Genomic DNA, 24,491 nt, shown 5'->3' with positions numbered 1-24,491 from the left:
AAAGGCATGACGATCAAACGCGCATTAATCAGTGTTTCCGATAAAACAAATCTTGTACCTTTTGTGAAAGAACTAACAGAACTTGGCGTTGAAGTGATTTCAACTGGTGGTACACACAAACTTCTTCAAGAGAACGGCATTGATGTCATTGGTATTTCTGAAGTGACTGGCTTCCCAGAAATCATGGACGGACGACTCAAAACGCTTCATCCGAACATTCACGGTGGACTGTTAGCAGTGAGAGAAAACGATGAGCATATGGCACAGATTGAAAAGCACGGCATTCAGCCGATTGATCTTGTCGTTGTGAATCTATATCCATTTAAAGAGACCATTTCCAAAGACGATGTCACGTATGAAGAAGCGATTGAAAACATTGATATTGGCGGACCGGGTATGCTTCGTGCTGCTTCTAAAAACCATCAGGACGTCACTGTGATTGTGGACCCGCGTGATTATGATTCTGTCGTTCAACAAATCAAAGAAGGTGGCGTATCACTAGAGAAAAAACGTGAGCTTGCAGCAAAAGTATTCCGTCATACAGCTGCTTACGATGCCCTGATTGCGGATTATTTAACGAACTTTGTTGGCGAAACAGAGCCAGAACAGTTCACAGTCACATTTGAGAAAAAACAATCTCTTCGTTATGGAGAAAATCCGCACCAAGCGGCGACGTTCTATGAAAATGCGCTTCCAAGCAAAGGCTCTTTAGCGACTGCAACGCAATTACATGGAAAAGAACTTTCCTACAACAACATCAAAGATGCAGATGCAGCTCTTCAAATTGTACGTGAATTTACGGAGCCAGCGGCTGTGGCTGTAAAGCATATGAACCCATGTGGTGTTGGGACAGGGGAAACGATTGCAGAAGCATTTGATCGTGCATTTAAAGCAGATGAAACATCTATTTTCGGCGGCATTGTGGCGCTTAATCGTGAAGTAGATAAGCAAACGGCTGAGGTGCTCCATACGATTTTCTTAGAAATCGTCATCGCACCATCGTTTAGCCAAGAAGCACTTGATGTGCTAACAGCGAAAAAGAACCTTCGTCTACTAACATTAGATGTAGAAGCAGATCTTGGGAAAAAAGAAAAGCAGCTCACAAGTGTTCATGGTGGATTACTCGTTCAGGATATCGACACATACGGCTTAGAGGAAGCAACGATCTCTATTCCAACGAAAAGAGAGCCGACTGAAGACGAATGGAAAGACTTAAAGCTCGCTTGGAAAGTCGTCAAACATGTGAAATCAAATGCCATCGTTCTAGCGAAGGATCAAATGACAGCAGGTATTGGTGCTGGTCAAATGAACCGTGTTGGCTCGGCTAACATTGCGATTGAGCAAGCAGGTGAAAAAGCGAAAGGAAGCGCACTAGGTTCTGATGCATTTTTCCCAATGGGCGATACAGTGGAAGCTGCTGCAAAGGCAGGCGTCACAGCGATCATCCAGCCAGGTGGTTCCATTCGTGATGAAGAATCAATCCAAAAAGCAGATGAATACGGCATCGCCATGGTCTTCACTGGCGTTAGACATTTCAAACATTAAGGGGATGACAGTGTGAACGTATTAATTATCGGCAGAGGCGGAAGAGAGCATACCATCGCATGGAAAGTGAATCAAAGCGAACTTGTCAGCCAAGTATTTGTCGCACCCGGCAATGATGGAATGACAGACGCTGCGAAGCTTGTCCCGATCGACGAGGGAGATCATGAGGCGTTAATTCGTTTTGCAAAAGACAATAACATCGGTTTAACAATTGTCGGTCCAGAGGTTCCTTTAATTGCAGGTGTCGTCGATGCATTTGAAGAAGCAGGTCTAAAGGTATTTGGACCGAATGCAAAAGCCGCAATCATTGAAGGCTCAAAAGAATTTGCAAAAGACTTAATGAAAAATTATGATATCCCGACAGCCGCTTACGCCACTTTTACATCGTTTGAAGAAGCGAAGGTATATGTGGAAGAAAAGGGTGCTCCAATTGTCATTAAAGCAGATGGGCTTGCCGCAGGAAAAGGCGTGACTGTGGCAATGACGCTTGAAGAGGCGATCAACTGCCTGCATGACTTTTTAGAGGATGAAAAGTTTGGTGATGCGAGTGCATCGGTTGTCATTGAAGAATTTTTAACGGGTGAAGAGTTTTCTCTGATGGCCTTTGTCAATGGAGAAAAGGTGTATCCGATGGTGATCGCACAGGATCATAAACGGGCATTTGAAGATGACAAAGGACCAAACACCGGCGGGATGGGTGCTTATTCACCGGTTCCACAAATTTCTGATGAAGTGGTACAAAAAGCGGTGGAAGACGTCGTCAAACCAGCAGCTCGCGCGATGGTGCAGGAAGAGCGTTCGTTTACAGGCATTTTATATGCAGGCTTAATGCTAACACCAGAAGGCTCAAAAGTCATTGAGTTCAATGCACGCTTTGGCGACCCTGAAACGCAAGTAGTGCTCCCTCGTCTTGAATCAGATCTAGTCCAAGTATTCCTCGACATTTTAGATGGAAAAGATGTGGACTTGCAGTGGAAAGACACAGCCGCTGTCAGTGTCGTTCTTGCATCAGAAGGATACCCGGAAGACTACGCAAAAGGCACGCCAATCGGTGCTTTGCAAACAACGGTCTCTGATGTCGTGACCTTCCATGCAGGAACGAAAAAGGAAAACGATCAATTCGTCACAAATGGCGGTCGTGTAGCGAATGTGACCGCATTTGACGAAACATTCGAAGCGGCAAGAACAAGAGTGTATGAAGCGGTTGAAGAAATCATTCAGCCAGGTTTATTCTATCGCCGTGACATTGGCGCCCGTGCGCTGAAGGCTGCGGGGAAAAACGTTTAATCAAAACACCTTTCTATCTGACGAGATGGAAAGGTGTTTTTTCTTCTTCTGTTCATAGAGGGATGCGGGCAGATGATGAAGAAGTAGTATGGGATTACGAATAGATTTAGGGAGGAAACATGGAAATCAAAGCATTTATCATCTTTGCAAACGTCATGCTTGTTTTATATCTCATAACTATAAATAACATCATGGTGACTGCCATTAAGCAGAATAAATTGAAAAAAGGCTTTGCCATTAGTTATATGATCCTATCCATTTTTTCTGGCATTGCTATTTCTTCATTTTTAATTTGGAAGTTTTTTATTAGCTAAGAGGGGAATGAGTGTATGGTGCAATTGAAGAAACTTGCAAACGAGCGTTTTTCTGCTTTGATCTGTATGGATTCATTCAATGAGCGAATTCGTTTGGATGACTATAGCGGCAGGGTGCAGGATGTGATTCAGTCCGTGCTTCAGGAAGCGGGGGACTGCAAGGCGTCTAAGGTTATTGTAAAAGTAAGGCGTGAGCATATGCCGCTTTTTTTAGCAAAAGGCTTTCGGCTTGAAGGCGTGTTTTCTCATTATTTCCTCGGAAGTGATGCATACGGCATGTCGCTTTTTCTGACCGAAGACCGAATGAACAGCCCGTTTTGGCTGAAGGAAGATGAAATCGTTGCGTCTATTCAAGAAAAGCCGATCAAAACAGACAAAAGCACATGGCAGGATGAGTATGTGATGAGGAAAGCTGGTCCAGAGGATGTGCACAAGCTAGCAGCGCTCTATGATACGGTCTTTGAAACGTACCCCACACCAATGAACGAGCCAGATTACATCCGAAAGGTAATGGAGGAAGGGACGGTTTTTTATGCCGTTGAACATGACGGTCAACTTGTAAGTGCCGCATCCGCTGAAATCAATGTACCGTATGGTCATGCAGAATTAACAGATTGTGCAACCCTTCCCACATACAGAAAACTAGGATTCATGCATCATTTGATTCTAGCCCTCGAACAAGAGCTTCAATCCATGCACATTTATGTCTTTTATTCTCTCGCCCGTGCACTGTCCTATGGAATGAATCAAGTATTTTATCAGCTCGGGTATACATACACCGGACGCTTTCAAAACAACTGCTATATTTTTGACAAAATTGAAGATATGAATCTATGGGTCAAAACGCCAAATGAATCATGAAATGGTTCTCATCTGATCAAGCAGACCAGATAGGCGGTACGCCATGATACTCAGCTGCAGCTTCATCCGATCATCAGTGGATTTGAGGCTGCAGCCTGTTCTCGTTTCAATTTGTTTCAACCGGTAGCTTAACGTATGCCGGTGAATAAACAATTCCCCCGCTGACTTTTGAATATTTTCATTGTGTGCCAAATACACTTCGAGTGTATGAATGAGGTCAGCTCCTTGTTTTTTTGTATAAAGCAGCGGGCTTAACAGCTCCACATAAAAGTCATGCAAATTCATTCCGGCTTCGTTCATTTCAAGCAGCATCCCATATAGGCCGAGCTTCTGATAATGAATGATGCTGTCATCTGTTTTCAAAAGAGGAAGAAGCCTTGCTGCATACTGGGCTTCTTTTGCACTTTTAGCAAAGAGACTGATCTGGTCGTAGGCTCTTCCAATGCCAATCACAATGGGATGGACGGGGAAAAAATAAGACCAAGTACTGCGGCATTCTTCTGATGCACGATACCAATTTGTTTCTTGATATGTGTTTTTTCCTGCGGGTGTCAGAACGAAAATGGAATCAAGCCTTGCTTTTAATAAAAAAGGAATTTGTCTGCGTTCAAAAATGGATGTGAGCAATTGGGATAGGCGCTGCACCATTTGATGGTCGAGCTGTGTGTGCTGATGCTGAAATTGAAAGTAGATGACGACTTGTTCTTCGCTCATATCATATTGCAGCTTTCTTGCTTGTTCGATGACATAACTTTCTTCTGTGTATTGCTGTTGCAGCATATCATCCAATAAATGCCCCTGCATTTGGTTTTCTGTATCTTGAATGGCTTTTTGTTTCAACCATTCAATCGCATACACCGCACCGGCATGCTCAATGGCGATGGCATCGAGATGGTGCCACGTCTCTTTTTTCTTTAACGCCACAATGAACCCGAAAATATCCCCCATTGCAATCACGGGGCATGCTGCTAGAACAAACGCACCATATGTGTCATAGACGAGCCGGCCTTTTTCCTCTGCCTGCTTGAGCAGAGAAGAGGTTTCAATCGGTTCGTCATCTGTTAGAAAGCCAAAAGCAGGAGAATAGGTCACTTCGTCTGTTTCGAGATGAGCTGCTGTTTGGTGCAAAAACACATCCAGTACGACGATATTTGCTGCTGTGAGATGTGCCAGTTCATCTGTAATTTGCGTGACATTTTTATTGCTCACATTTAAATGGGTCAGTCTTTGATGAATTGCGGAAGAATATTTGAGCTGATGGAGCTGACTGCTGACGATTTGTTCTAGAACGGCTTTTGTGATGTCTGAAAAATTGACATGGGGCGGAATCTCGATGAGCGGAATACCGCTATTATCGGCGGCTTCAATGAGTGATGCGGGAATTTCCGTTAAGTACACGCCTTTATAAATGGCAATGGCTGAAAGACGATGAGATTGAATCAATTTTTCAAGCCGGATGCGTCTTTCTTTATTTTCTGTCAGTCCAAACCCAGTTGTAACAAGTAATTCTCCTTCGGAAAGTCTAGACGTGTCTTCAATAATTTCCACAATGGTCACCCACTGGATAAGACGATCCAGTCCATTTTCTCCAGCAAGCAGTTTGGCTTCTTTCATCATATCGAGCGAGAGTGCATCTTTGACGAGAATCGCCATAGACTCATGACCTCCTTTTGAACACTCTTATACACCATGTATAAAAAACACATGTGAAATTCGGGCATATGGCGAATGGAGGATGACTGCCCTCTTGATTAAGCTAATCTTATACCAAGTATACAAAATTTTCTTGCGATTCATGTAAAAAGAAAGTGCAGCTGCTGACAAGAGAGGGAGGAATGACAAAGTGGAGACCCGGGATTACTTAATCAAACCGATGTTAAATCAGCAATATCCTGTGGCTGTGAGAGGAGAGGGGATTTATTTATATGATCGGGACGGAAAAAAATATATAGATGGCTCATCAGGGGCAGTCACGGCAAGTATTGGACATGGCATACAAGAGATTATTGATGCGATGACGGAGCAAGCGAACAAGGTGAGCTTTACGTACAGGTCACAATTTACGAATGAACCAGCGGAAGAACTAGCGTATGAATTGAGTACACTTTGCCCAGGTGATCTGAACTGGTCTTTTTTTGTAGGGAGCGGTTCAGAGGCAACGGAGACTGCTATGAAAATGGCAATTCAGCATTGGCAGGAGCAGGGGAAGACGGAAAAAAATCATATCATCTCAAGGTGGATGAGTTACCACGGTATTACATTAGGGGCGCTGTCAATGTCAGGTCATATTGCAAGGAGAGAGCGCTTTGAACCACTGCTTGAAAAGCATCCAGTGCTGTCTCCGCCCTATAGCTACCGGTCATGGCTGCCAAAGGAAGACAGCAAGCAGGTCGAGTGGTATGTTCAGGAATTTAAGACCGTCATCCAGCGTATAGGAAAAGAGAGGATTGCCGCATTGATCGCCGAACCGATTGTTGGCGCAGCGGGAGCGGCGCTCCTGCCGCCAGACGGTTATTTCGAAGCGATGAAGCGTGTCTGTGAAGAAAACGACATTTTAATGATCGCAGATGAAGTCATGACGGGCTTTGGACGAACTGGAAAAATGTTTGCGATGGAACATTGGGGCACGGTACCAGATATCATGGTTCTTGGAAAGGGCATGAGCGCAGGTTATTCTCCAATCGCAGCAGTTGTCTCAACGGATCGTGTGATGGCACCGATTATCAGCGGCTCCGGCTCTGTCATGGCAGGGCACACATATAGTGCCAATCCGCTTTCAGCAGCCGTTTCATTAGCGGTCATTCGATATATGAAAAAGCATCAGCTTCCCGACCGGGCTGATCTTTCTGGGCGATATCTGATGAATGCTTTAAAAGATTTGCAAGTCAATCATTCCATCATAGGAGATGTGAGAGGGAAGGGATTGCTGATTGGCATTGAGTTTGTCGCAGATCGTTTATCCAAAACGCCATTTCCTGCACATGCTCAGATAACCAATCTCGTCGTTGAAACGGCAAAACAAAATGGACTGCTTGTGTATCCAGCAAGCGCTGGAGAGGATGGAGTCGGAGGCGCAGCAGTTATGATCGCACCGCCGCTTTCCATCACACAGCAGGAAATGGATGAACTCATTGATTTATTCGGGCAAACCATCACACAAGTCGAACAAGAAGTGATCAATCGAGGATTTTTCCCATCTGCTATGTAAGGAGGAACGAATATGAACAAAACCGTGAGTTTGGATGACGTGATGCCGCGATTAAAAGATGGCATGACCATCATGTTTGGCGGATTTGGCGGCGTGGGTTCACCACCATCGTTGATTGATGCCATTTTGGAAGCAAATATTCAAGATCTGACATTGATCGGAAATGATGCAGGTTTCCCGCAAATTGGTGTGGGCAGGCTCATCACAGAAGGAAGAGTGAAAAAAATCATCGCCTCTCATATCGGCTCAAATCCCATTGCCGGACAGAAAATGCAGGCTGGTACATTAGACGTTCATTTTTATCCGCAGGGCATTCTTGCAGAAAAAATCAGAGCAGGCGGAATGGGGCTGGCGGGCATTGTGACAGATGTTGGGATGGATAGCCTGAATCTCGATGAGAAACAATTGGTTGAGCTGAATGGGAAGAATTATATGTTAGAGCCTGCGCTCACAGCGGATATTGCCATCGTCAATGCCTACAAAGCAGATGAAGTGGGAAACCTCATTTTTGATAAAAGCGCACGGAATACAAACCCGATTGTGGCGATGGCAGGAGACTGGACCATTGCGGAGGCAGAAGAAATTGTGGCAGCGGGGCAGCTCGATCCAGAAGAAATCGTGACGCCAGGCGTATTTGTGAATCAAATCGTGCAATCAAAAGGAGTGAACTGGACATGGGCATGGGAGACATCGATTTAAGACACCGCATTGCCAAAAGAGCAGCACAAGAAATTGAAGATGGCATGATTGTGAATCTTGGGATCGGCATTCCGACCCTAGCAGCAGATTACATTCCATCACATTACGAGGTGTGGCTGCATGCAGAAAACGGCATTATGGGGGCAGGAGCCTCGCCTCTGCAAGGGGAAGAAGATTCGAATTTGTGCAATGCCGGTGGTTTTCCCATTACGTTGACAAAGGGCGGCTCGTACATGGACAGTACGACTGCTTTTGGCATCATCCGAAAAGGAATGCTGGATATGACGATTTTGGGTGCACTTGAAGTAAGCAGCCAAGGGGATCTTGCCAATTGGATTGTACCGGGGAAAAGAGTACCAGGTATGGGCGGAGCGATTGAGCTGGCGCAAAAAGCGAAAAAAGTGGTCGTGGTGATGAGCCATCTTGATAAACACGGTCGATCTAAAGTGAAAACGGTTTGTACATTGCCATTAACCGCTAAAGCGTGTGTCGATTTGATTATTACGGATATGGCGGTCATTGAGGTCAAGTCTCAGCTGCTCATTTTACGTGAAGTCATGCCGCCATTTCAGCCGGAAGATGTCATCAGGGCGACTGAAGCGCCATTAATTTTAGCGCCTGATGTCAAATCTGTTGTGTAGAAAGGATGAACGACTTGCAGCCAATGACACGTATCAGAAACTGGATGAAAGAGCATCAGGATGAAGCCATTACGCTTCTTCAGCAAATGGTGCAATGTGACAGCACCCAAGGAAATGAAGAAGAGGTTCAGCAGATCGTGGCCAATAAACTGTCCGCCATTGGCTTTGATGTAGACGTTTGGGAAATTGGTGGCGATGAATTACTAGAGCATCCTTATTTTTATTCCCCGCGCCGATCTTTTCAAGGGAGTCCCAACGTTGCTGGGCGATTGAAAGGAAAAGGTGGCGGCAAATCGATTTTATTAAACGGGCACGTAGATGTGGTTCCGGCAGGAGATAAGAATCAATGGACATATCCGCCTTACAGCGGGCATATCATAAACGGGAGACTTTATGGACGCGGGGCAACAGATATGAAAGGTGGAAACGTTTCTTTACTCTTTGCGCTTGAGGCACTGCATGCGCTTCAGATTCCCCTGAAAGGAGATGTGGTGTTTCATAGTGTCGTCGAAGAGGAAAGCGGCGGAGCAGGCACACTTGCAGCAATATTGAAGGGGTACACAGCGGATGCTGCCATCATTCCAGAGCCAAGTCATATGAACATTTTTCCGATTCAGCAAGGGTCAAAGTGGTTTAGGTTGCATATTAAAGGAAGGGCAGCTCATGGCGGAACAAGGTATCACGGTGTTTCTGCTATTGAAAAGAGCACGGTGGTCCTTTCTCATTTAGCGGCACTAGAAAAAGAAAGAAATCAGCGAGTGACGGAGCCGCTGTTTCAGCATATCCCGATTCCAATTCCTATCAACATTGGGAAAATTCAAGGCGGTGATTGGCCGTCCTCTGTCGCAGATCTTGTCACAATGGAAGGCAGGCTTGGTGTGATGCCAGGTGAGACAGTTGAGCAGGCAGAGAAGGAATTAGAAAATTGGATGACTGGACTCGCTGAAAAGGATGATTGGTTTCAAGAACATCCTGTGGAGGTGGAGTGGTTTGGTGCTAGATGGCTTCCAGGGTCAATCGACTCTGATCACCCGCTTTTAGGTCTATTGAAGGAACAATATGAAGAGGTCATGCAGCACCCGCCAAAGGTGGAAGCCGCCCCTTGGGGGACAGACGGCGGATTACTGTCACAAGCAGCGGATATCCCAATCATTGTGTTTGGACCTGGAACGACAGAGCTTGCCCATTTCCCGAATGAATCCATTGAAATCAAACATGTCATTGAAGCAGCAGAAATCATTGCTGGTACGTTGGTCAAATGGTGCGAAGCAGCGGAGTGATTCACACACAAAAAAAGAAGGCTGTCTACTCAGCCTTCTCCAGCGTGCAGATAAACCCTCGCATTCGCCCGCTGGTCTGTGCGCCGGTGCTCACGAATGTAACATTCGCTCCGCTCCGGTGCTCGCCCTTCCTAGACTTCAAAGGTTTTCATGTCACGCTGAAAGGAAGACAAAGAGTTAAAATAAAATTCATTTAAGCCCTTTGTCAACAATCTGAAGAAGGCTGTCTACTCAGCCTTCTCTTTATGTGTATTCTGCTGTTCACACATATAGGTCACTGGACAAAAACGAAGAATACCAGAACCCAATTTTAATCCGCCGAGCATGATGCCAAAAAGCAGCATTTTACTCCATGGTTTTCGAGCATATAAGGATCCAGCTACAGTACATATCGTCATTCCGCAGGCAATTCTCATGAGCGCTTCCATTAAGCCAAGATTAGGTTTCATTGCAAGTAATTCTCCTTTTTTAAATTATTTTAAGTGTGATTTCAAGAAATTGTAACGTTTCATTAATGCGTAACGTGGTTCGTTATGTTACGATAGGGCTAATACAAATGAAGGAGAGTATGTGAATGTCCGAACGTACTTTTAATTGGAGAAACAATGACATCCGCACACAAATCGATGTAGTCGACTCAAAAATAGTTCCAACACTCCTTTTAACGAATGGACTCGTGCTAAACCCGTTTTTGAAGCAATGGGTGAAGGCAAATATTTGGATACATGATGATCGAATTGTTTATGTCGGAGCAGAGCTTCCTCAAAATAAATCAGCTAAACGTGTGATTGATTGTGAAGGTAAATACATTGTGCCGGGGTATATTGAACCTCACGCGCATCCGTTCCATATTTATAATCCCCAATCACTTGCAGAATATGTGTCTCAATTTGGCACAACAACGATGGTCAGCGATAACTTATTTCTTCTTTTGCAAAGCAATGAAAAGAAAGCGCTTTCCACTCTATGTGAATTAAAAAAGCAGCCATTTCAGTATTTCTGGTGGTCCAGATACGATCTTCAAACCGAGGTCAGGTATGAAGATGAGATGCTTCCTATTAACTATCGGAAAGAATGGATTGATCATCCCGACGTCCTTCAAGGCGGCGAATTAACGAGCTGGCCAAGATTAATGGACGGTGATGATCTCATTTTATATTGCATGCAAGAAACGAAGAAGCAGAGAAAACGAATTGAAGGACATTTCCCTGGGGCTTCTGAGAAAACGCTAACAAAAATGAAGCTGTTTGGAGCGGACAGTGATCATGAAGCAATGAATGCAGACGATGTGCTCAAACGCTTGTCTCTTGGCTATCATGTGTCCTTGCGTCATTCTTCCATCCGCCCAGATTTAGTGAACATTTTAAGAGAGTTGCATGAGCGTGACTTTAGGCACTACGATCACTTTTTCTATACAACAGATGGATCAGCACCTCATTTTTATGAAGAAGGCATGATCAATCGTCTCATTTCCATTGCCCTTGAAGAAGGCGTGCCTACTATTGATGCGTACAATATGGCGACCTTTAACATTGCGAAATACTATCAAATTGATGACTTATTAGGCGTGGTCGGTCCTGGTCGATTGGCTTCTTTGAATATCTTAGATGATCCGATGAATCCAAATCCAGAAACGGTTATTTCTAAAGGGGTGATCCTTAAATTAGAGGGGGAGAACCAGCATCAATTCCAAGAGACAAAATGGGAAAATGGCGGGCTCGAACCATTAGATTTAAGCTATGACCTGACGATGAGTGACTTGCAATTCTCAATGCCGCTCGGTGTCAAAATGCGAAATGCTGTCATTATGGAGCCTTATACAGTGGAGATTGATAACTCTGTCAATCAGCTGTCCTGTGACCATGATCAAAGCTTCTTCAGTCTGATTGATCGAAAAGGCGAGTGGCGCGTGAACACAATGTTAAAAGGATTTGCAAACAAGGTGCAAGGGTTTGTCAGCTCATTTTCAACCACTGGTGACATTTTAGTGATTGGGAAAAATAAAGATGATATGATGCTTGCTCATAAGCGAATGAAAGAAATTGGCGGGGGAATTGTGCTCACAGAAAACGGAAAGATTTTGCATGAAATCCCGCTGCAATTATCAGGCTGTGCATCAGCTGAACCGTTTGAAACGGTTCTTCAGCAGGAGCAAACGTTACGCGAGCTACTCATTGAGCGAGGGTATCCATTTGACTGCCCGATTGATACACTTGTCTTTTTCCAAAGCACACACTTGCCGTATATTCGAGTGACACCAAGAGGAATATTTGATGTCATGAAAAAAACTGTACTCTTTCCGTCTATAATGCGTTAAAATATAACAGAGTGGAGCTGTATCATATTTGCTAGATTTCTGACCGCTGTTATAGGGCAGAAGTGAGCAAGAGATCTCTTCGCTGCTAGATATGGTGACAAAGCATAGGGCTTTGACATGACGAATGAAGTGCCCAATTGTAAAATGAATCTGTCGGTTACGCTGGCCGACCAACATATTTTGAATAATTAAGCAAGGCGGGGCGCAGGTTTGTCGTCTCGCCAAGCTTTCTACACATACTGTTTTTTTAGGGAAAGACTTAACAGAGCAGAAGTGTTCTAGATATCGGAGGCAAACAAGTTTGTCAGATTGTCGCACAAGGAATATGACAAAACTTGTCGAATTTGTTTACGATAAAGAAGCTTCGGCTTACGAAAGAACCTGATAGCATTTTCAGCGTAGAACCAAACCTGTCATGATTCGTTCAAAGCTCATTGCTGAGGTTGAAAAAAATGAGTCAGGAAAGATACCGCTTTCTCGGAAAAGTCACTGCGAAGCGGTGTGCCAATAGTAAAGGAGAAGATGTATAAAGATGCAAATTGATAAATTAAGGGGCAAAAGCTTAGATCAGCTATTCAACTCCATCTTATCCCTTAAAGACCTGGAAGAATGTTATCGATTTTTTGATGATTTGTGCACCATCAATGAAATCCAATCTTTATCACAGCGTCTTGAAGTAGCGCGTATGCTTCGCGAGGGAAATACGTATCACAAAATTGAAACGGAAACAGGTGCAAGTACAGCCACTATCTCACGTGTCAAACGCTGCTTGAACTACGGAAATGATGCCTATACGATGGCACTTGACCGCGTAGCAGAGCAACAAGCAACGGACGAAACAAAATAAAGCAGCTTTCACTGCAAATATTATTTGTCGTTTTGAAGTTGAACAAAAAAAGCCATTTCATTTGAAATGGCTCTTTTTGATATCATCAAGTTCCCCCATAAACCATCGTTCACCTTCATAGGACACTTCATCGTCATCAGTGATTACTTCCTTAAAACCGATGGTTCGCATATTTTGTGCAACAGATAAATCCCATTCTTTTTGAATATTTCTCTGATCAGAAAGGGGAAGCCATGTCTGATACTTATCTTGTCTGTTGAAGAAATCTTTCACATAAGAATCCCCTTTAAACACAATGATTTGTGAATGCCATAATCCAGGCAGATCGACTGCGACCACGACACGATATATGTCCCCGTCGTTTGGTTTCAAATCAATGAGATGCTCCGCTCTATTCAATAGAGTTTGAATGCATAGACGTTTGATCTTTTTCGGTGTTCTGTTGGACGTCATAAAATCATAAGCCGCTGGTAGAGGCAGGTGCCAGTAGTCAGAAACATTCGCCGGAAACGACTGCGTATGTGCGTTCATTTCTTTTATGATCTGTTGAGTCTTTCGTTTCATACCGCGGACCTTTTTTTCACGCATACTCTTTCTCCTTATCATAGATCTATTAAGTTCTTTATACGTGATTGAGCAAGAATGTCAACGAAAAAAGGTGCGGAAACGCACCTTTTTAAACTAGACAGACTGCTCTGTGCCTGAGAACATAGGGACTTCACTTGTCTGACCGTTTTCTTGTCTAAAAATAATATGTTTTTCGTTAAAATGAATAGGTGATTCAATTCCAGCTGCTGCGCATAAATTAAACAAACCTTCTCTAAGGGACAGGATATAATTGCAGACGCGGTATTTCTTTTCTTCAATGGATAAACCTTTTTGCAGCTTTGGATCTGTGGTGGCAACCCCAACAGGGCATTTATTCGTGTGGCATACTTGCGCCCGAATACAGCCAACCGAGAACATCAAGCCCCGTGCGATATTCACAAAATCCGCTCCCATGGAAAGGGCAATGGCGATTTTATCAGGGGAGAGAAGTTTACCAGACGCAAACAGCTTGAGTTGATCTCGAACCCCGTATTTCTTCAAAATTTGATGGACCATCGGCAGTGCGGTGAAAATGGGCAGGCCGGCGGAATCAGCCAGTTCATGAAAGGAAGCACCTGTGCCACCTTCTCCGCCATCCACTGTAATGAAATCAGGATGTTTTCCGCTTTTTTTCATATAGAGAGCAAGCTCCTCGATATCTTCTTTATGTCCAACAACTAGCTTGATTCCAACTGGTTTTCCGCCGATGTTTCGCAGTTGTTCAATAAAATCAAGCATGTCAGGAATGGAGTGAAACATCTCGAACCGGTTCGGACTGTCAATGGATTGGTGTGGCGGCAGTTTACGGATTTGGGCAATTTCTTCTGTGACTTTTTCACCGTCAATGTGTCCCCCGCGTGTTTTCGCTCCTTGTGCTAGCTTGAGTTCAAAGGCTTTTACTTCATCATGCTCACTTTTTTTCTTAAACTCTTCAAACGAAAATGCGCCATCCTCCGTTCGAACCCCAAATAAACCAGGTCCAATCTGGCAAATGATATCGGCGCCCCCTTTGAGATGGTAAGGCGAAAGCCCGCCTTCACCTGTGTTCATCCATGTGCCGCCAGCCATTTTTAAGCCGGAGGATAGAGCCGTAATCGCCCGGTCGCCTAATGAGCCGTAGCTCATGGCTGATTGACCGATTAATCCTTTGACGTGGAAGGGTTTTTGGCACGTATGTTCACCAATGATTTGTACATCTTCTTCATGGAGATAATAAGGTTTTGCTTCGACTTCTTTCGTGTGTTCACTTCTTCTCAGTAAATTGTCTTGATCGATCTGATACACTTTTGTTTGGATTTTTTCAGATTGATCGATGCGTAACTCATCTCGCTGCTTTGGAAATAGGACGTTGCGAATATAGTAACCAGGCTTGTCAAAATCACGTTTTGATCCAAAGCCCATTGTCCGGCTTTTGTACTTCCCAGACATGACAGCTTGCTCGTATTCTCTTCTTGAGAAAGGAAGCTCCTCTCGATCATTTAGAAACAGATATTGACGAAGCTCAGGTCCTATTTTTTCAAAAATGAACCGCAATTTTCCAATGACCGGATAATTTCGTAGGACAGAATGCTCTTCCTGTTTTTCATCTCGCATCCAAATCCAGATGAATAAAATGATTGGTATGATGAAAAAAATCACTAATAATGCGCCAATGACAATGAAAGTTGTTGTCACGAAAATCCCCTCTTTTCTCTATCATTACTGTTGTTATTCCACTTTTCATTGAAAGAGAAACCACTTCAACAGATTGTGACGTTTAGAAATGAAAAGGCGGGGTAACTTACAAATAAGATCATAAGGGGAGGGAACATACATGAATAAGCGTCCGAATGCGTATGTACTTGCAGGATTAGGGGTTGGTGGTGCAGTGTTATTAGCAGTGAAAAATAAACAGCATCTCAAAAAATGGGCAAGCATGTTCCGATCAGATGAAAAGGTTCCTGAAAAAGCTGGACACCCTGATCCATTAGATATTCAAGACAACAAGATGGTCGATGAAGGGGCCATGACATCTGTTCATTATTTTAATGAAGTGAGACAATAGCTTTAAAAAACCGTTTTGACCATTCAAAACGGTTTTTTCTTGTCTTTTTTTTGATGTGATATCGAAGAGGATCGACAATCGTAAAACCGATCAACCCTTCGTGATCAGGCGTCGAGAAAAGAAATTCAATGCCCGATAAATGATAGGTTGAGAGAACTTCCTGATCCGTAAAACGTAAGGAAAGCTCGTCTTCATAAACGGGTGTGTGTTTCAACACCTCTGCTTCTTCTGCAAATAACTCCAGCCCAGCCACTCGGTCCTCTTTGTCGATGTCTACGTTCACACATTCATTCACGTCTAATTCAATGGTTTCTTTGATTGTCCCGATTCGAGGCGGGATGAGATAGATGTATCCGATGTCGATCGTTTGATCATATGTGATGGTTCTTTTCAAATCATTCACCTGCTTGGTCGATAGTCAAATGTTCCTTTCATGTATAATATCATGTGATGAGATGAAGTAGCTCTCATTTCAGTTCAGTATCCATCTATTGATCTCACTCAGCTCCTATTGAAGTGGAGCTTTTCATATAGTCTCCATTCACCTCGCCTAAAGTGAAAATCGACTATTTTCAAAAGAATGAAACTTTTAGCTGAAGGAGGTTACCCATTTTTTGCGGTGTCTGATTTTGTTATAATATTTAAATGGAATGAAACGAATGGAGGAACGTTTTTCATGTATGATGTTACCGAGTGGAAGCATGTCTTTAAACTCGATCCAAATAAAGAGATTTCCGATGAACAACTTGAAGCGATTTGTGAATCCGGTACGGATGCCATTTTAATTGGCGGCAGTGACAACGTGACAGAAGACAACGTGCTGCAACTGATGTCAAAGGTGCGCCGCTTTCTTGTGCCATGTGTCCTTGAAATCTCGACACATGAGATGATTGTGCCTGGCTTTGACCTGTATTTTATCCCCACTGTGTTAAACAGCGCTCATCCTGATTGGATTGTTGGTCTGCATAAGGATGCGATGAAGGAATACGGTGATTTGATGTCAATGGAAGAGATTGTGCCGGAAGGATATGTCATCTTAAACGAAGAGTGTAAAGCGGCTAAGCTGACAGAGGCAAATACGGCACTGGATATAGATGACGTAAGGGCATATGCGAGAGTGGCAGAGCACTTGATGAAACTACCCATCTTTTACTTAGAATACAGCGGGACGCTTGGAGACATAGAGCTTGTGAAAGAAACCAAAGCAGTGCTACATGAAACGGTTCTATTTTATGGCGGCGGTATTGAAAGCGAAGAGCAGGCGAAAGACTTTGCACAGCATGCAGACGTTGTCGTCGTGGGGAACGTCATTTATGACAATTTTAAAGAAGCGTTAAAGACAGTCGACGCAGTGAAAAAGTCATCATAGTCAAACAAGACGAAACGGGTTAAAATAGAACATAAGTTCGAATTGGCGGTGAATGAAATGAATGAAATATCGAATCATCTATTAGAAGGGCTGAATGACGCGCAGAAAGAAGCGGTCAAAGCAACAGACGGGCCGCTGCTACTGATGGCAGGAGCAGGTAGTGGAAAAACACGAGTGCTCACGCATCGAATTGCGTATTTAATGGCAGAAAAGCATGTGGCACCGTGGAATATTTTAGCGATTACCTTTACAAATAAAGCAGCAAGAGAAATGCGTGAGCGTGTACAAGCCATTTTAGGGCCTGGTGCGGATGACATTTGGATCTCTACGTTCCACAGCATGTGTGTACGCATTTTACGACGCGATATTGACCGTATTGGTGTGAATCGCAACTTTTCTATATTAGACACATCTGACCAGCTTTCAGTCATTAAGAACATTTTAAAAGAACGAAATATCGATCCTAAAAAGTTTGATCCACGTAGCATTTTAGGTTCAATCAGTAGTGCAAAAAACGAACTCATTGACGCAGAGGAATACGCAAAAACAGCCGGTGACTTTTACGATCAAGTCGTGAGCGATGTCTACACAGATTATCAAAAACGATTACTCAAAAACCAATCACTCGATTTTGATGATCTTATTATGATGACGATTCGTCTGTTTGAGCGAATTCCTGAAGTATTAGAACACTATCAGCGAAAATTCCAATACATTCATGTCGATGAGTATCAGGATACGAACAGAGCGCAGTACATGCTTGTGAAATTGCTCGCGCAGCGTTTTCAAAATATATGTGTGGTCGGTGACTCGGATCAGTCCATCTACCGCTGGCGTGGAGCGGATATTACAAACATTCTTTCCTTTGAAAAAGATTATCCGTCCAGTGAAGTGATTTTGCTTGAGCAAAATTACAGATCGACTAAACGTATTCTGAATGCCGCAAACACGGTCATTCAAAACAATTCAAACCGCAAGCCAAAAAACCTTTGGACAGAAAATGACGAAGGAGCGAAGATTGCCTATTACCGTGCGGATAATGAATTCGGTGAAGGTCAATTTGTCGCTGGAAAGATTCGTCAGCTTCATCAGAGCGGCAAGCGTAAATTATCTGATTTTGCGATCCTCTATCGAACGAACGCTCAGTCACGTGTCATAGAGGAAACGTTAATGAAGGCGAACATTCAATACAACATCGTCGGTGGCACGAAGTTCTATGACAGAAAAGAGATCAAGGACATTTTGGCATACTTACGCCTTGTGGCAAATCCAGATGACGATATTAGTTTTGCACGCATTGTCAACGTACCAAAGCGTGGAATTGGGGCGACTTCTGTTGATAAAATTGCCGCATACGCAGAAATGAATGATCTCTCTATGTTTGAAGCACTTGGTCAGGTGGATTTCATTGGACTCAGTGCAAGAGCAGCCAATGCACTTGATGAGTTCAAACAGCTCATTGATCAAATGACAAATATGCAGGATTATTTATCTGTCACTGAATTAACGGAAGAGATCCTAGAGAAAACAGGTTACCGTGAAGCGCTGAAGATCGAAAAAACGATTGAAGCACAAAGCCGTTTAGAAAATATTGACGAGTTTCTATCGGTCACTAAAAACTTTGAAGAACAAAATGAAGATAAATCACTTGTCACCTTCCTAACAGACCTCGCCCTCGTCGCAGACATTGATAAGCTGGATGAGACTGAGGAAGAAGATCAGGATGCCGTTATTTTAATGACGCTCCACGCAGCAAAAGGGCTGGAATTCCCCGTTGTGTTCTTAATGGGAATGGAGGAAGGCGTCTTCCCGCACAGCCGTTCATTAATGGAAGATGCAGAGATGGAAGAAGAGCGCCGTCTTGCTTATGTAGGGATCACACGGGCCGAAGAAGAGCTTTATTTATCAAGTGCAAAAATGAGAACGTTATTCGGCCGGACGAACATGAATCTGGAATCACGATTTATCAGAGAAATACCAGCTGATTTATTGGACAACCTAAATGAGAAAAAAGAAACGAAAACACCGTTTGGCCAAACGAGAGAAAGACCGCAAAGACGAGGGCCTGTCTCACGTCCACAAACGCAAACCATTCAAAACACAGGCGGCGGCAGCATTGGCTGGGCTGTCGGTGATAAAGCCGCTCATAAAAAATGGGGCGTTGGCACGGTTGTGAGTGTAAAAGGTAGTGGAGATAGTACAGAGCTTGATATTGCCTTCCCAAGCCCTACAGGCATTAAGCGTCTCCTTGCCGCATTTGCGCCAATCGAAAAGCAATAAACTGATAGGACTGACAAAACGGATGAAGTGAAAGGAAGAAGCAGATGGATAAAGAAGCAGCGAAACGCCGGATCGAGGAACTACACCAGATTTTGAATCAATACAACTACGAATATCACACACTGGATCGTCCAAGTGTTCCTGACGCTGAATATGATGCGCGGATGCGTGAGCTGATCTCTCTGGAGGAAGAATACCCTGATTTAAAAGCAGCGGATTCACCCTCGCAAAGAGTAGGAGGTGCTGTTTTAGACGCCTTCCAAAAAGTACGTCACGGTACACCGATGCTTAGTCTCGGCAATGCGTTTCATGAACAGGACCTTCTTGATTTTGACCGCCGGGTTCGTCAAGCAGTCGGTGACGACGTCGCTTACAATGTCGAGCTGAAAATTGACGGACTCGCTGTTTCTCTCCGTTATGAAAATGGCGTGTTTGTCCGGGGTGCCACGCGGGGTGATGGGACAACAGGTGAGGATATTACCGAGAACCTCAAAACCATTCGTTCCATCCCGCTCAAAATCAATCGGCCTCTGTCGATTGAAGTGAGAGGCGAGGCATTTATGCCAAAACCTTCTTTTGAAGCCCTTAACGAAAAAAGATTACAAAACGAAGAAGAGCCGTTTGCGAACCCGCGTAATGCGGCTGCTGGCTCACTTCGTCAGCTCGATACGAAAATTGCAGCGAAACGAAACCTTGATATCTTCGTCTACAGTATAGCGGAGCTTGATGAAATTGGTGTTGAAACGCAAAGCGCAGGACTTGATCTTCTCGATGAGCTTGGCTTTAAAACGAACAAAGAAAGACGGATGTGCCAAACCATTGAAGAAGTGATCGACCTCATTGAAACACTGAAAACAAAGCGTGCTGATTTCTCATACGAAATCGATGGCATTGTCATTAAAGTCAATTCATTGGCTCAGCAAGAAGAACTAGGCTTCACAGCAAAAAGTCCACGCTGGGCTGTTGCGTACAAATTTCCGGCCGAAGAAGTCGTGACGAAGCTGATTGATATTGAACTAAGTGTGGGGCGTACTGGCGTCATCACCCCAACAGCGATTCTTGAGCCTGTAAAAGTGGCAGGAACGACAGTGCAACGTGCTTCTCTTCATAATGAAGATTTGATCAAAGAGAAGGATATCCGCCTTTTTGATCAAGTGATTGTCAAAAAAGCGGGCGATATTATCCCAGAGGTTGCAGGGGTTCTTGTTGATCAGCGAACAGGAGAAGAAAAGCCGTTTCACATGCCGACTGAATGTCCAGAGTGTCATAGTGAGCTGGTCAGAATTGAAGGAGAAGTTGCGCTGCGGTGCATCAATCCACAATGCCCCGCTCAAATACGTGAAGGACTCATTCACTTTGTGTCTCGTAATGCGATGAATATTGATGGGCTAGGCGAGCGAGTCATTACACAACTTTTCAAAGAACAGCTTGTCTCTCGTGTATCAGACCTTTACCGTTTAACAAAAGAAGAGTTGATTCAGCTAGAACGAATGGGCGAAAAGTCAGTCGATAATTTACTGCGTTCGATCGAGCAATCGAAAGAAAACTCTCTTGAACGGTTATTATTTGGACTTGGTATTCGATTTATTGGTTCTAAAGCAGCGAAGACGTTGGCCATGCACTTTGAGGATATCGATCAGTTAAAACAAGCAACGAAAGAACAATTACTTGAAGTAGATGAAATTGGTGAAAAAATGGCCGATGCAGTCGTCACGTACTTTGAGAAAGAAGAAATACTAGATCTGCTAAATGAACTAAAAGAACTTGGGGTCAATATGACCTACACAGGGCCAAAACCGGTGAAAGTAGAAGAAAGTGATTCCTACTTTGCAGGAAAAACCATTGTGCTGACGGGGAAATTAGAAGAAATGTCTCGTAATGATGCAAAGGCAGCGATCGAAGCATTAGGCGGCAAGTTAGCAGGTAGCGTAAGTAAAAAAACAGACTTAGTCATTGCCGGCGAAGCAGCTGGAAGTAAGCTGACAAAGGCAGAAGAACTCAATATTGAAATTTGGGACGAAGCCAAAATGCTCGAGGAGCTAAAGAAATAAGAGGAGTGTTTTCTATTGAAAAAGTTGCTATTGCTGCTGACAATGCTCACACTGGTATTGTCAGCGTGTGCACCTTTTGGGGGAAAGGATGAGGAAGAGGTCACACAAAAAACGGATGAAACGAAAGAAACAGCGATCATCCCAATGTACAACATCTCTGATTCCTATTACAAAATGGTGCTGCCGTTTAAACAAGGAGCGGCAAGAGGACTAACAGCAGAGCGTCTCAATACACGCTTAGACATTGATGAATTTGAAACAGGACTCATGCGCCTGGCAACAGAATCATTCAATACAAACGACTATCTGTTCCAAGAAGGACAGCATTTAGATGAAGATACTGTTCTCAGCTGGCTTGCCCGTAAAAAAACAGGCAGTGATCTGAAAAAAGCTGAAAAAGAAGACAAAGACTTTAAGAACTTAGGCTTAAACCCTGCTCTTCCAAACTCAGGTTCAACAAAGTCAAAAAATGAAAATAGTCCAATCTACTTAGCTTCCATGCTAGAACATAATTACTTAATCAGAAAAGATAAAAATAGCTTACAGCTTGGCGGGGTTGTCATCGGTCTTGCGCTTAACTCTGTCTATTATTATCGCGAAAATATCGGGGATCCTCAGCAAGAGGTGACCATCGATTCATCGAAAAATTCAAAGAAACTTTTAGCAGAGGGCGAAAAAATTGCGGAACAAGTCATTAAACGACTTCGTCAAATGGACGGACTGCAAAAAGTCCCAGTCATGATTGCCCTTTATAAACAAGCACCAAAATCATCTATTGTTCCAGGAAACTTCATCGCTAAAACTGATGTAAAAGCAGGATCAGCTGATATTGGCAGTTGGGATACGATTAAAGAAGAGAATGTCTTCTTCCCTTCAGATAATGCCAAGAGCAGCTACAAAGATGATTCAGAGCGATTTGACCGCTTCAAGACAAAGGTAGAAGACTACTTCCCGAATTACACAGGTGTGGTAGGCAAAGGTTTCTATAAAAACGGGAACTTGCAAAAAATGAAAGTAGAAATTCCAATGCAATTCTACGGAAAAACAGAAGTCGTGGCATTCACGCAATACTTAACAGGTGAAGTCATGGATTACTATAAGAGCACCAATATAGAAATCAACATCACCTCTTCTGATCAGCAAGAAGCCCTCATCACAAAAAATGCAGAAGACAAAGAACCAACGGTCCATATATATGACTAAATAAAAACCGCCTTTTGGCGGTTTTTTATTTCTAATTAGAGGAATCTTTCAACTTTTGTCAAAGAATGTGAGGAAATCAAAAGGAAAGGCAGGTATGTTGATGCTCATAAAAATGCTGATTACCGTCATGTATAAGTAAAAAGACGATAAAAGGAGAATCAGCATGCATAAAGAAGTAAAAGCACGATACGATGAACAAATGGTCTTAAAGAAAGCGGCTCTACTCTATCATTTTCAGCCAGAACAGGTCATATTTCTAGCCGATGCAGAAAATTATGTGTATGAATATACGGATGAAAAAGGGGCGAGTTATATATTGAAAATTACCCATACCATTCGCCGCTCCCGCACATATATTTTCGGAGAAATGGACTGGATTCGGTACTTATCTCAACATGGAATCTCAGTAGCTAAACCGATTTTATCCGCAAGAGGAAAAGATGTTGAAGCGATTCCCGATCAAGCAGGAGGCGCTTTTTTGCTGAGAGTGTACGAAAAGGCGCCTGGCAGAAAAGTGACCGAAGCAGATTGGAATGGACAGTTGTTTCAAGCGTTAGGAGCCTATACAGGGCGTATGCATCAAACGACTAAACAATATCAAGTGAAAGATCCTCGCTATAAGCGTCAAGAGTGGTATGAGGAGGAGCAATTAAAGCTTGAAACGTATATTCCTTCTGATCAAACGGTTGTGTTGCAGAGAAAAGATGAACTGATGCAAAAGCTTCACCAGCTCCGAATATCCAAGGATGTCTATGGACTGGTGCATGCGGATTTACATCACGGGAACTTCCATTATCATCATGGAGAAATCATTGCATTTGATTTTGATGATTGTGGGTATCACTGGTTTATCAACGATATGAGCATTTTGCTATACAACGTTCTTTGGTATCCGGTGATTCCGTATGAGGATAAAGCTGAATTTACGGGTGAATTTATGAGCCATTTTCTCAAAGGCTATCGACAGGAGAATGAGCTTGATGACGCATGGCTGGCGACAATACCAGATTTCCTTATGCTGCGTCATATGCTTATTTATGGGCTTTTACATCAAGCATTTGATCTCCGAACACTAAGTGCTGACGAAAGTGCCATGCTGGCGCGTTTTCGAAAGGAGATTGAGGACAAAACCCCAATTACGCCTTTTGACTTTCATCAGCTAACAACATAAATCAAAAGCCCCTTGCTGTTTCACATAGCAAGGGGCTTTTGATCCTAAACCGTATCACACTTCACACCAACAACGCCTTCTAAATCTTTAATATCAAAGTACACATCGGTTGTATAGCGGTCTTTATGTACGCGAACACGTACTTCCATGATCGGATAGTCTTTTTCCTTTAAATCATCAATACGTACAGAATGAATACGAATATTGAGTGCTTTCATTTCTTTTAAAATTTCTGTCATGCGGTTTCGGTCAGAAAGTGACATTCTGATGCGGATTTCTTTTTCCTGTAAGCGAATGGGTCCAATCCGCTGGAAGAGCCAAGGTAAAAATTCCACACTGACAAGAATAAAGAAAAGACTGAGGAAGGCTTCTTTATAAAAACCTGCACCTGTTGCAACCCCAAGTCCTGCTGCTCCCCAAATCATCGCAGATGTCGTAAGACCTGAGATGACGTCATTGCTTTTGCGAAGAATCACACCTGCTCCAATAAAACCAACACCAGATATAATTTGCGCCGGTAACCTGAGTGGGTCCATTTGAAGCTTAGAGACTCGAGGGAAATTGTAGGCTGCATCAATGCTGATGATGGTTAATACGCAGGAGCTGACAGCAATGACAATACACGTTTTCAGCCCAAGCGGCTTTTTCTTAAGTTCGCGTTCAAGACCGATGATCAAACCGATTAAGGTGGCAACGGCTAATTTCAAGACCGTATCCCATTCAATTGTCCAAAACATGCGTATCGCTCCTTTCACTTCATGTACGTTTCACATCATGTATATGATC

The 24,491-nt window shown here is 43.5% G+C and carries 22 protein-coding genes; 16 read left to right on the top strand and 6 right to left on the bottom strand.

Annotation, left to right across the window (positions count from 1 at the left end; all coding sequences use genetic code 11):
* The first annotated feature begins 6 nt into the window (after nucleotides 1–6).
* The 4 genes from purH (at nucleotide 7) to ablB (ending at nucleotide 4,007) form a co-directional block, all read left to right on the top strand.
* Complete coding sequence (purH, locus tag ACRRMM_RS14985) at nucleotides 7–1,545, top strand: bifunctional phosphoribosylaminoimidazolecarboxamide formyltransferase/IMP cyclohydrolase (RefSeq protein ID WP_008344287.1); 1,539 nt, start codon at nucleotides 7–9, stop codon at nucleotides 1,543–1,545.
* A 12-nt stretch (nucleotides 1,546–1,557) separates the two neighbouring features.
* Entirely contained in the window at nucleotides 1,558–2,832 is a 1,275-nt protein-coding gene (purD, locus tag ACRRMM_RS14980; protein WP_048002164.1) for a phosphoribosylamine--glycine ligase, read from the top strand.
* A gap of 119 nt (nucleotides 2,833–2,951) precedes the next feature.
* Nucleotides 2,952–3,146, top strand: a complete 195-nt coding sequence (locus ACRRMM_RS14975; protein ID WP_008344285.1) for a hypothetical protein — start codon at nucleotides 2,952–2,954, stop codon at nucleotides 3,144–3,146.
* Between the two features lie 15 nt (nucleotides 3,147–3,161).
* Nucleotides 3,162–4,007, top strand: coding sequence for a putative beta-lysine N-acetyltransferase (gene ablB, locus ACRRMM_RS14970; RefSeq protein WP_428828812.1), 846 nt, complete (start codon nucleotides 3,162–3,164; stop codon nucleotides 4,005–4,007).
* On the opposite strand, the gene ACRRMM_RS14965 is transcribed toward ablB, so the two are convergent.
* Complete coding sequence (locus ACRRMM_RS14965; protein ID WP_048002163.1) at nucleotides 4,002–5,660, bottom strand: PucR family transcriptional regulator; 1,659 nt, start codon at nucleotides 5,658–5,660, stop codon at nucleotides 4,002–4,004. The genes ablB and ACRRMM_RS14965 overlap by 6 nt on opposite strands.
* Nucleotides 5,661–5,850: 190 nt before the next feature.
* On the opposite strand from ACRRMM_RS14965, the gene ACRRMM_RS14960 reads away from it, so the two are divergent.
* The 4 genes from ACRRMM_RS14960 to ACRRMM_RS14945 are packed head-to-tail and all read left to right on the top strand — an operon-like array spanning nucleotide 5,851 to nucleotide 9,835.
* On the top strand, nucleotides 5,851–7,215 hold the full coding sequence (locus ACRRMM_RS14960; RefSeq protein WP_048002162.1) for an aspartate aminotransferase family protein: 1,365 nt from the start codon (nucleotides 5,851–5,853) through the stop codon (nucleotides 7,213–7,215).
* A 12-nt stretch (nucleotides 7,216–7,227) separates the two neighbouring features.
* Nucleotides 7,228–7,914 (top strand): CoA transferase subunit A, encoded by a 687-nt coding sequence (locus tag ACRRMM_RS14955; protein WP_048002161.1) that lies wholly within the window; start codon nucleotides 7,228–7,230, stop codon nucleotides 7,912–7,914.
* The gene (locus ACRRMM_RS14950) at nucleotides 7,890–8,555 is read left to right on the top strand and encodes a 3-oxoacid CoA-transferase subunit B (protein WP_048002160.1); all 666 of its coding nucleotides are present in this window, start codon (nucleotides 7,890–7,892) and stop codon (nucleotides 8,553–8,555) included. Before ACRRMM_RS14955 ends, ACRRMM_RS14950 begins: the two co-directional genes overlap by 25 nt.
* A gap of 14 nt (nucleotides 8,556–8,569) precedes the next feature.
* The gene (locus ACRRMM_RS14945) at nucleotides 8,570–9,835 is read left to right on the top strand and encodes a peptidase (RefSeq protein WP_048002159.1); all 1,266 of its coding nucleotides are present in this window, start codon (nucleotides 8,570–8,572) and stop codon (nucleotides 9,833–9,835) included.
* Between the two features lie 227 nt (nucleotides 9,836–10,062).
* Here ACRRMM_RS14945 and ACRRMM_RS14940 read toward each other — a convergent pair whose 3' ends face one another.
* Nucleotides 10,063–10,284, bottom strand: a complete 222-nt coding sequence (locus ACRRMM_RS14940) for a YgaP family membrane protein (RefSeq protein WP_008344274.1) — start codon at nucleotides 10,282–10,284, stop codon at nucleotides 10,063–10,065.
* Between the two features lie 125 nt (nucleotides 10,285–10,409).
* Between ACRRMM_RS14940 and ACRRMM_RS14935 the strand changes: the two genes are divergently transcribed.
* The gene (locus ACRRMM_RS14935; RefSeq protein WP_041093185.1) at nucleotides 10,410–12,152 is read left to right on the top strand and encodes an adenine deaminase C-terminal domain-containing protein; all 1,743 of its coding nucleotides are present in this window, start codon (nucleotides 10,410–10,412) and stop codon (nucleotides 12,150–12,152) included.
* Nucleotides 12,153–12,684: 532 nt separating this feature from the next.
* Entirely contained in the window at nucleotides 12,685–12,999 is a 315-nt protein-coding gene (locus ACRRMM_RS14930) for a YerC/YecD family TrpR-related protein (RefSeq protein ID WP_007496879.1), read from the top strand.
* Between the two features lie 57 nt (nucleotides 13,000–13,056).
* On the opposite strand, the gene ACRRMM_RS14925 is transcribed toward ACRRMM_RS14930, so the two are convergent.
* Together ACRRMM_RS14925 and ACRRMM_RS14920 are read right to left on the bottom strand one after the other, a co-directional pair.
* A complete protein-coding gene (locus ACRRMM_RS14925; RefSeq protein WP_125590647.1) occupies nucleotides 13,057–13,587 on the bottom strand; it encodes a DUF3916 domain-containing protein in 531 nt (176 codons plus the stop codon).
* Nucleotides 13,588–13,680: 93 nt separating this feature from the next.
* A complete protein-coding gene (locus tag ACRRMM_RS14920) occupies nucleotides 13,681–15,261 on the bottom strand; it encodes an FMN-binding glutamate synthase family protein (RefSeq protein ID WP_048002157.1) in 1,581 nt (526 codons plus the stop codon).
* 139 nt (nucleotides 15,262–15,400) lie between these two features.
* Between ACRRMM_RS14920 and ACRRMM_RS14915 the strand changes: the two genes are divergently transcribed.
* Nucleotides 15,401–15,631, top strand: coding sequence for a hypothetical protein (locus tag ACRRMM_RS14915; protein ID WP_017366762.1), 231 nt, complete (start codon nucleotides 15,401–15,403; stop codon nucleotides 15,629–15,631).
* On the opposite strand, the gene ACRRMM_RS14910 is transcribed toward ACRRMM_RS14915, so the two are convergent.
* A complete protein-coding gene (locus tag ACRRMM_RS14910; protein WP_230680595.1) occupies nucleotides 15,612–16,034 on the bottom strand; it encodes a DUF2283 domain-containing protein in 423 nt (140 codons plus the stop codon). The genes ACRRMM_RS14915 and ACRRMM_RS14910 overlap by 20 nt on opposite strands.
* A 273-nt stretch (nucleotides 16,035–16,307) precedes the next feature.
* Between ACRRMM_RS14910 and ACRRMM_RS14905 the strand changes: the two genes are divergently transcribed.
* The 5 genes from ACRRMM_RS14905 (at nucleotide 16,308) to ACRRMM_RS14885 (ending at nucleotide 23,705) form a co-directional block, all read left to right on the top strand.
* Nucleotides 16,308–17,000, top strand: a complete 693-nt coding sequence (locus ACRRMM_RS14905) for a heptaprenylglyceryl phosphate synthase (RefSeq protein ID WP_008344257.1) — start codon at nucleotides 16,308–16,310, stop codon at nucleotides 16,998–17,000.
* 57 nt (nucleotides 17,001–17,057) lie between these two features.
* Nucleotides 17,058–19,280 carry a DNA helicase PcrA gene (gene pcrA, locus ACRRMM_RS14900; protein ID WP_017359804.1) on the top strand — a complete coding sequence of 741 codons (2,223 nt, stop codon included), beginning with the start codon at nucleotides 17,058–17,060 and terminating at the stop codon, nucleotides 19,278–19,280.
* Nucleotides 19,281–19,324: 44 nt separating this feature from the next.
* A complete protein-coding gene (gene ligA / locus ACRRMM_RS14895; RefSeq protein WP_007496867.1) occupies nucleotides 19,325–21,331 on the top strand; it encodes an NAD-dependent DNA ligase LigA in 2,007 nt (668 codons plus the stop codon).
* A 15-nt stretch (nucleotides 21,332–21,346) separates the two neighbouring features.
* The gene (locus ACRRMM_RS14890; RefSeq protein ID WP_008344253.1) at nucleotides 21,347–22,534 is read left to right on the top strand and encodes a CamS family sex pheromone protein; all 1,188 of its coding nucleotides are present in this window, start codon (nucleotides 21,347–21,349) and stop codon (nucleotides 22,532–22,534) included.
* Nucleotides 22,535–22,697: 163 nt separating this feature from the next.
* Nucleotides 22,698–23,705, top strand: a complete 1,008-nt coding sequence (locus ACRRMM_RS14885; protein WP_048002155.1) for a phosphotransferase enzyme family protein — start codon at nucleotides 22,698–22,700, stop codon at nucleotides 23,703–23,705.
* 44 nt (nucleotides 23,706–23,749) lie between these two features.
* Here ACRRMM_RS14885 and ACRRMM_RS14880 read toward each other — a convergent pair whose 3' ends face one another.
* Nucleotides 23,750–24,442 carry an MgtC/SapB family protein gene (locus tag ACRRMM_RS14880; RefSeq protein WP_008344247.1) on the bottom strand — a complete coding sequence of 231 codons (693 nt, stop codon included), beginning with the start codon at nucleotides 24,440–24,442 and terminating at the stop codon, nucleotides 23,750–23,752.
* Between the last annotated feature and the right edge of the window lie 49 nt (nucleotides 24,443–24,491).

Origin of the sequence: Bacillus sp. XT-4 (assembly GCF_050864245.1) — a bacterium.
GTDB classification, from domain to species: domain Bacteria; phylum Bacillota; class Bacilli; order Bacillales; family Bacillaceae; genus Bacillus; species Bacillus altitudinis.
Note: the sequence above shows the minus strand (reverse complement) of the source record. Positions and strands in the feature narration are given on the sequence as shown.

What these genes read in the sequence shown, in the direction of transcription:
- purH (WP_008344287.1), top strand. Translation starts at nt 7, where the DNA reads ATGACGATCAAACGCGCATTAATCAGTGTTTCCGATAAAACAAATCTT.
- ACRRMM_RS14975 (WP_008344285.1), top strand. Translation starts at nt 2,952, where the DNA reads ATGGAAATCAAAGCATTTATCATCTTTGCAAACGTCATGCTTGTTTTA.
- ablB (WP_428828812.1), top strand. Translation starts at nt 3,162, where the DNA reads ATGGTGCAATTGAAGAAACTTGCAAACGAGCGTTTTTCTGCTTTGATC.
- ACRRMM_RS14965 (WP_048002163.1), bottom strand. Translation starts at nt 5,660, where the DNA reads ATGGCGATTCTCGTCAAAGATGCACTCTCGCTCGATATGATGAAAGAA.
- ACRRMM_RS14955 (WP_048002161.1), top strand. Translation starts at nt 7,228, where the DNA reads ATGAACAAAACCGTGAGTTTGGATGACGTGATGCCGCGATTAAAAGAT.
- ACRRMM_RS14950 (WP_048002160.1), top strand. Translation starts at nt 7,890, where the DNA reads ATGGGCATGGGAGACATCGATTTAAGACACCGCATTGCCAAAAGAGCA.
- ACRRMM_RS14940 (WP_008344274.1), bottom strand. Translation starts at nt 10,284, where the DNA reads ATGAAACCTAATCTTGGCTTAATGGAAGCGCTCATGAGAATTGCCTGC.
- ACRRMM_RS14935 (WP_041093185.1), top strand. Translation starts at nt 10,410, where the DNA reads ATGTCCGAACGTACTTTTAATTGGAGAAACAATGACATCCGCACACAA.
- ACRRMM_RS14930 (WP_007496879.1), top strand. Translation starts at nt 12,685, where the DNA reads ATGCAAATTGATAAATTAAGGGGCAAAAGCTTAGATCAGCTATTCAAC.
- ACRRMM_RS14925 (WP_125590647.1), bottom strand. Translation starts at nt 13,587, where the DNA reads ATGCGTGAAAAAAAGGTCCGCGGTATGAAACGAAAGACTCAACAGATC.
- ACRRMM_RS14915 (WP_017366762.1), top strand. Translation starts at nt 15,401, where the DNA reads ATGAATAAGCGTCCGAATGCGTATGTACTTGCAGGATTAGGGGTTGGT.
- ACRRMM_RS14905 (WP_008344257.1), top strand. Translation starts at nt 16,308, where the DNA reads ATGTATGATGTTACCGAGTGGAAGCATGTCTTTAAACTCGATCCAAAT.
- pcrA (WP_017359804.1), top strand. Translation starts at nt 17,058, where the DNA reads ATGAATGAAATATCGAATCATCTATTAGAAGGGCTGAATGACGCGCAG.
- ligA (WP_007496867.1), top strand. Translation starts at nt 19,325, where the DNA reads ATGGATAAAGAAGCAGCGAAACGCCGGATCGAGGAACTACACCAGATT.
- ACRRMM_RS14885 (WP_048002155.1), top strand. Translation starts at nt 22,698, where the DNA reads ATGCATAAAGAAGTAAAAGCACGATACGATGAACAAATGGTCTTAAAG.
- ACRRMM_RS14880 (WP_008344247.1), bottom strand. Translation starts at nt 24,442, where the DNA reads ATGTTTTGGACAATTGAATGGGATACGGTCTTGAAATTAGCCGTTGCC.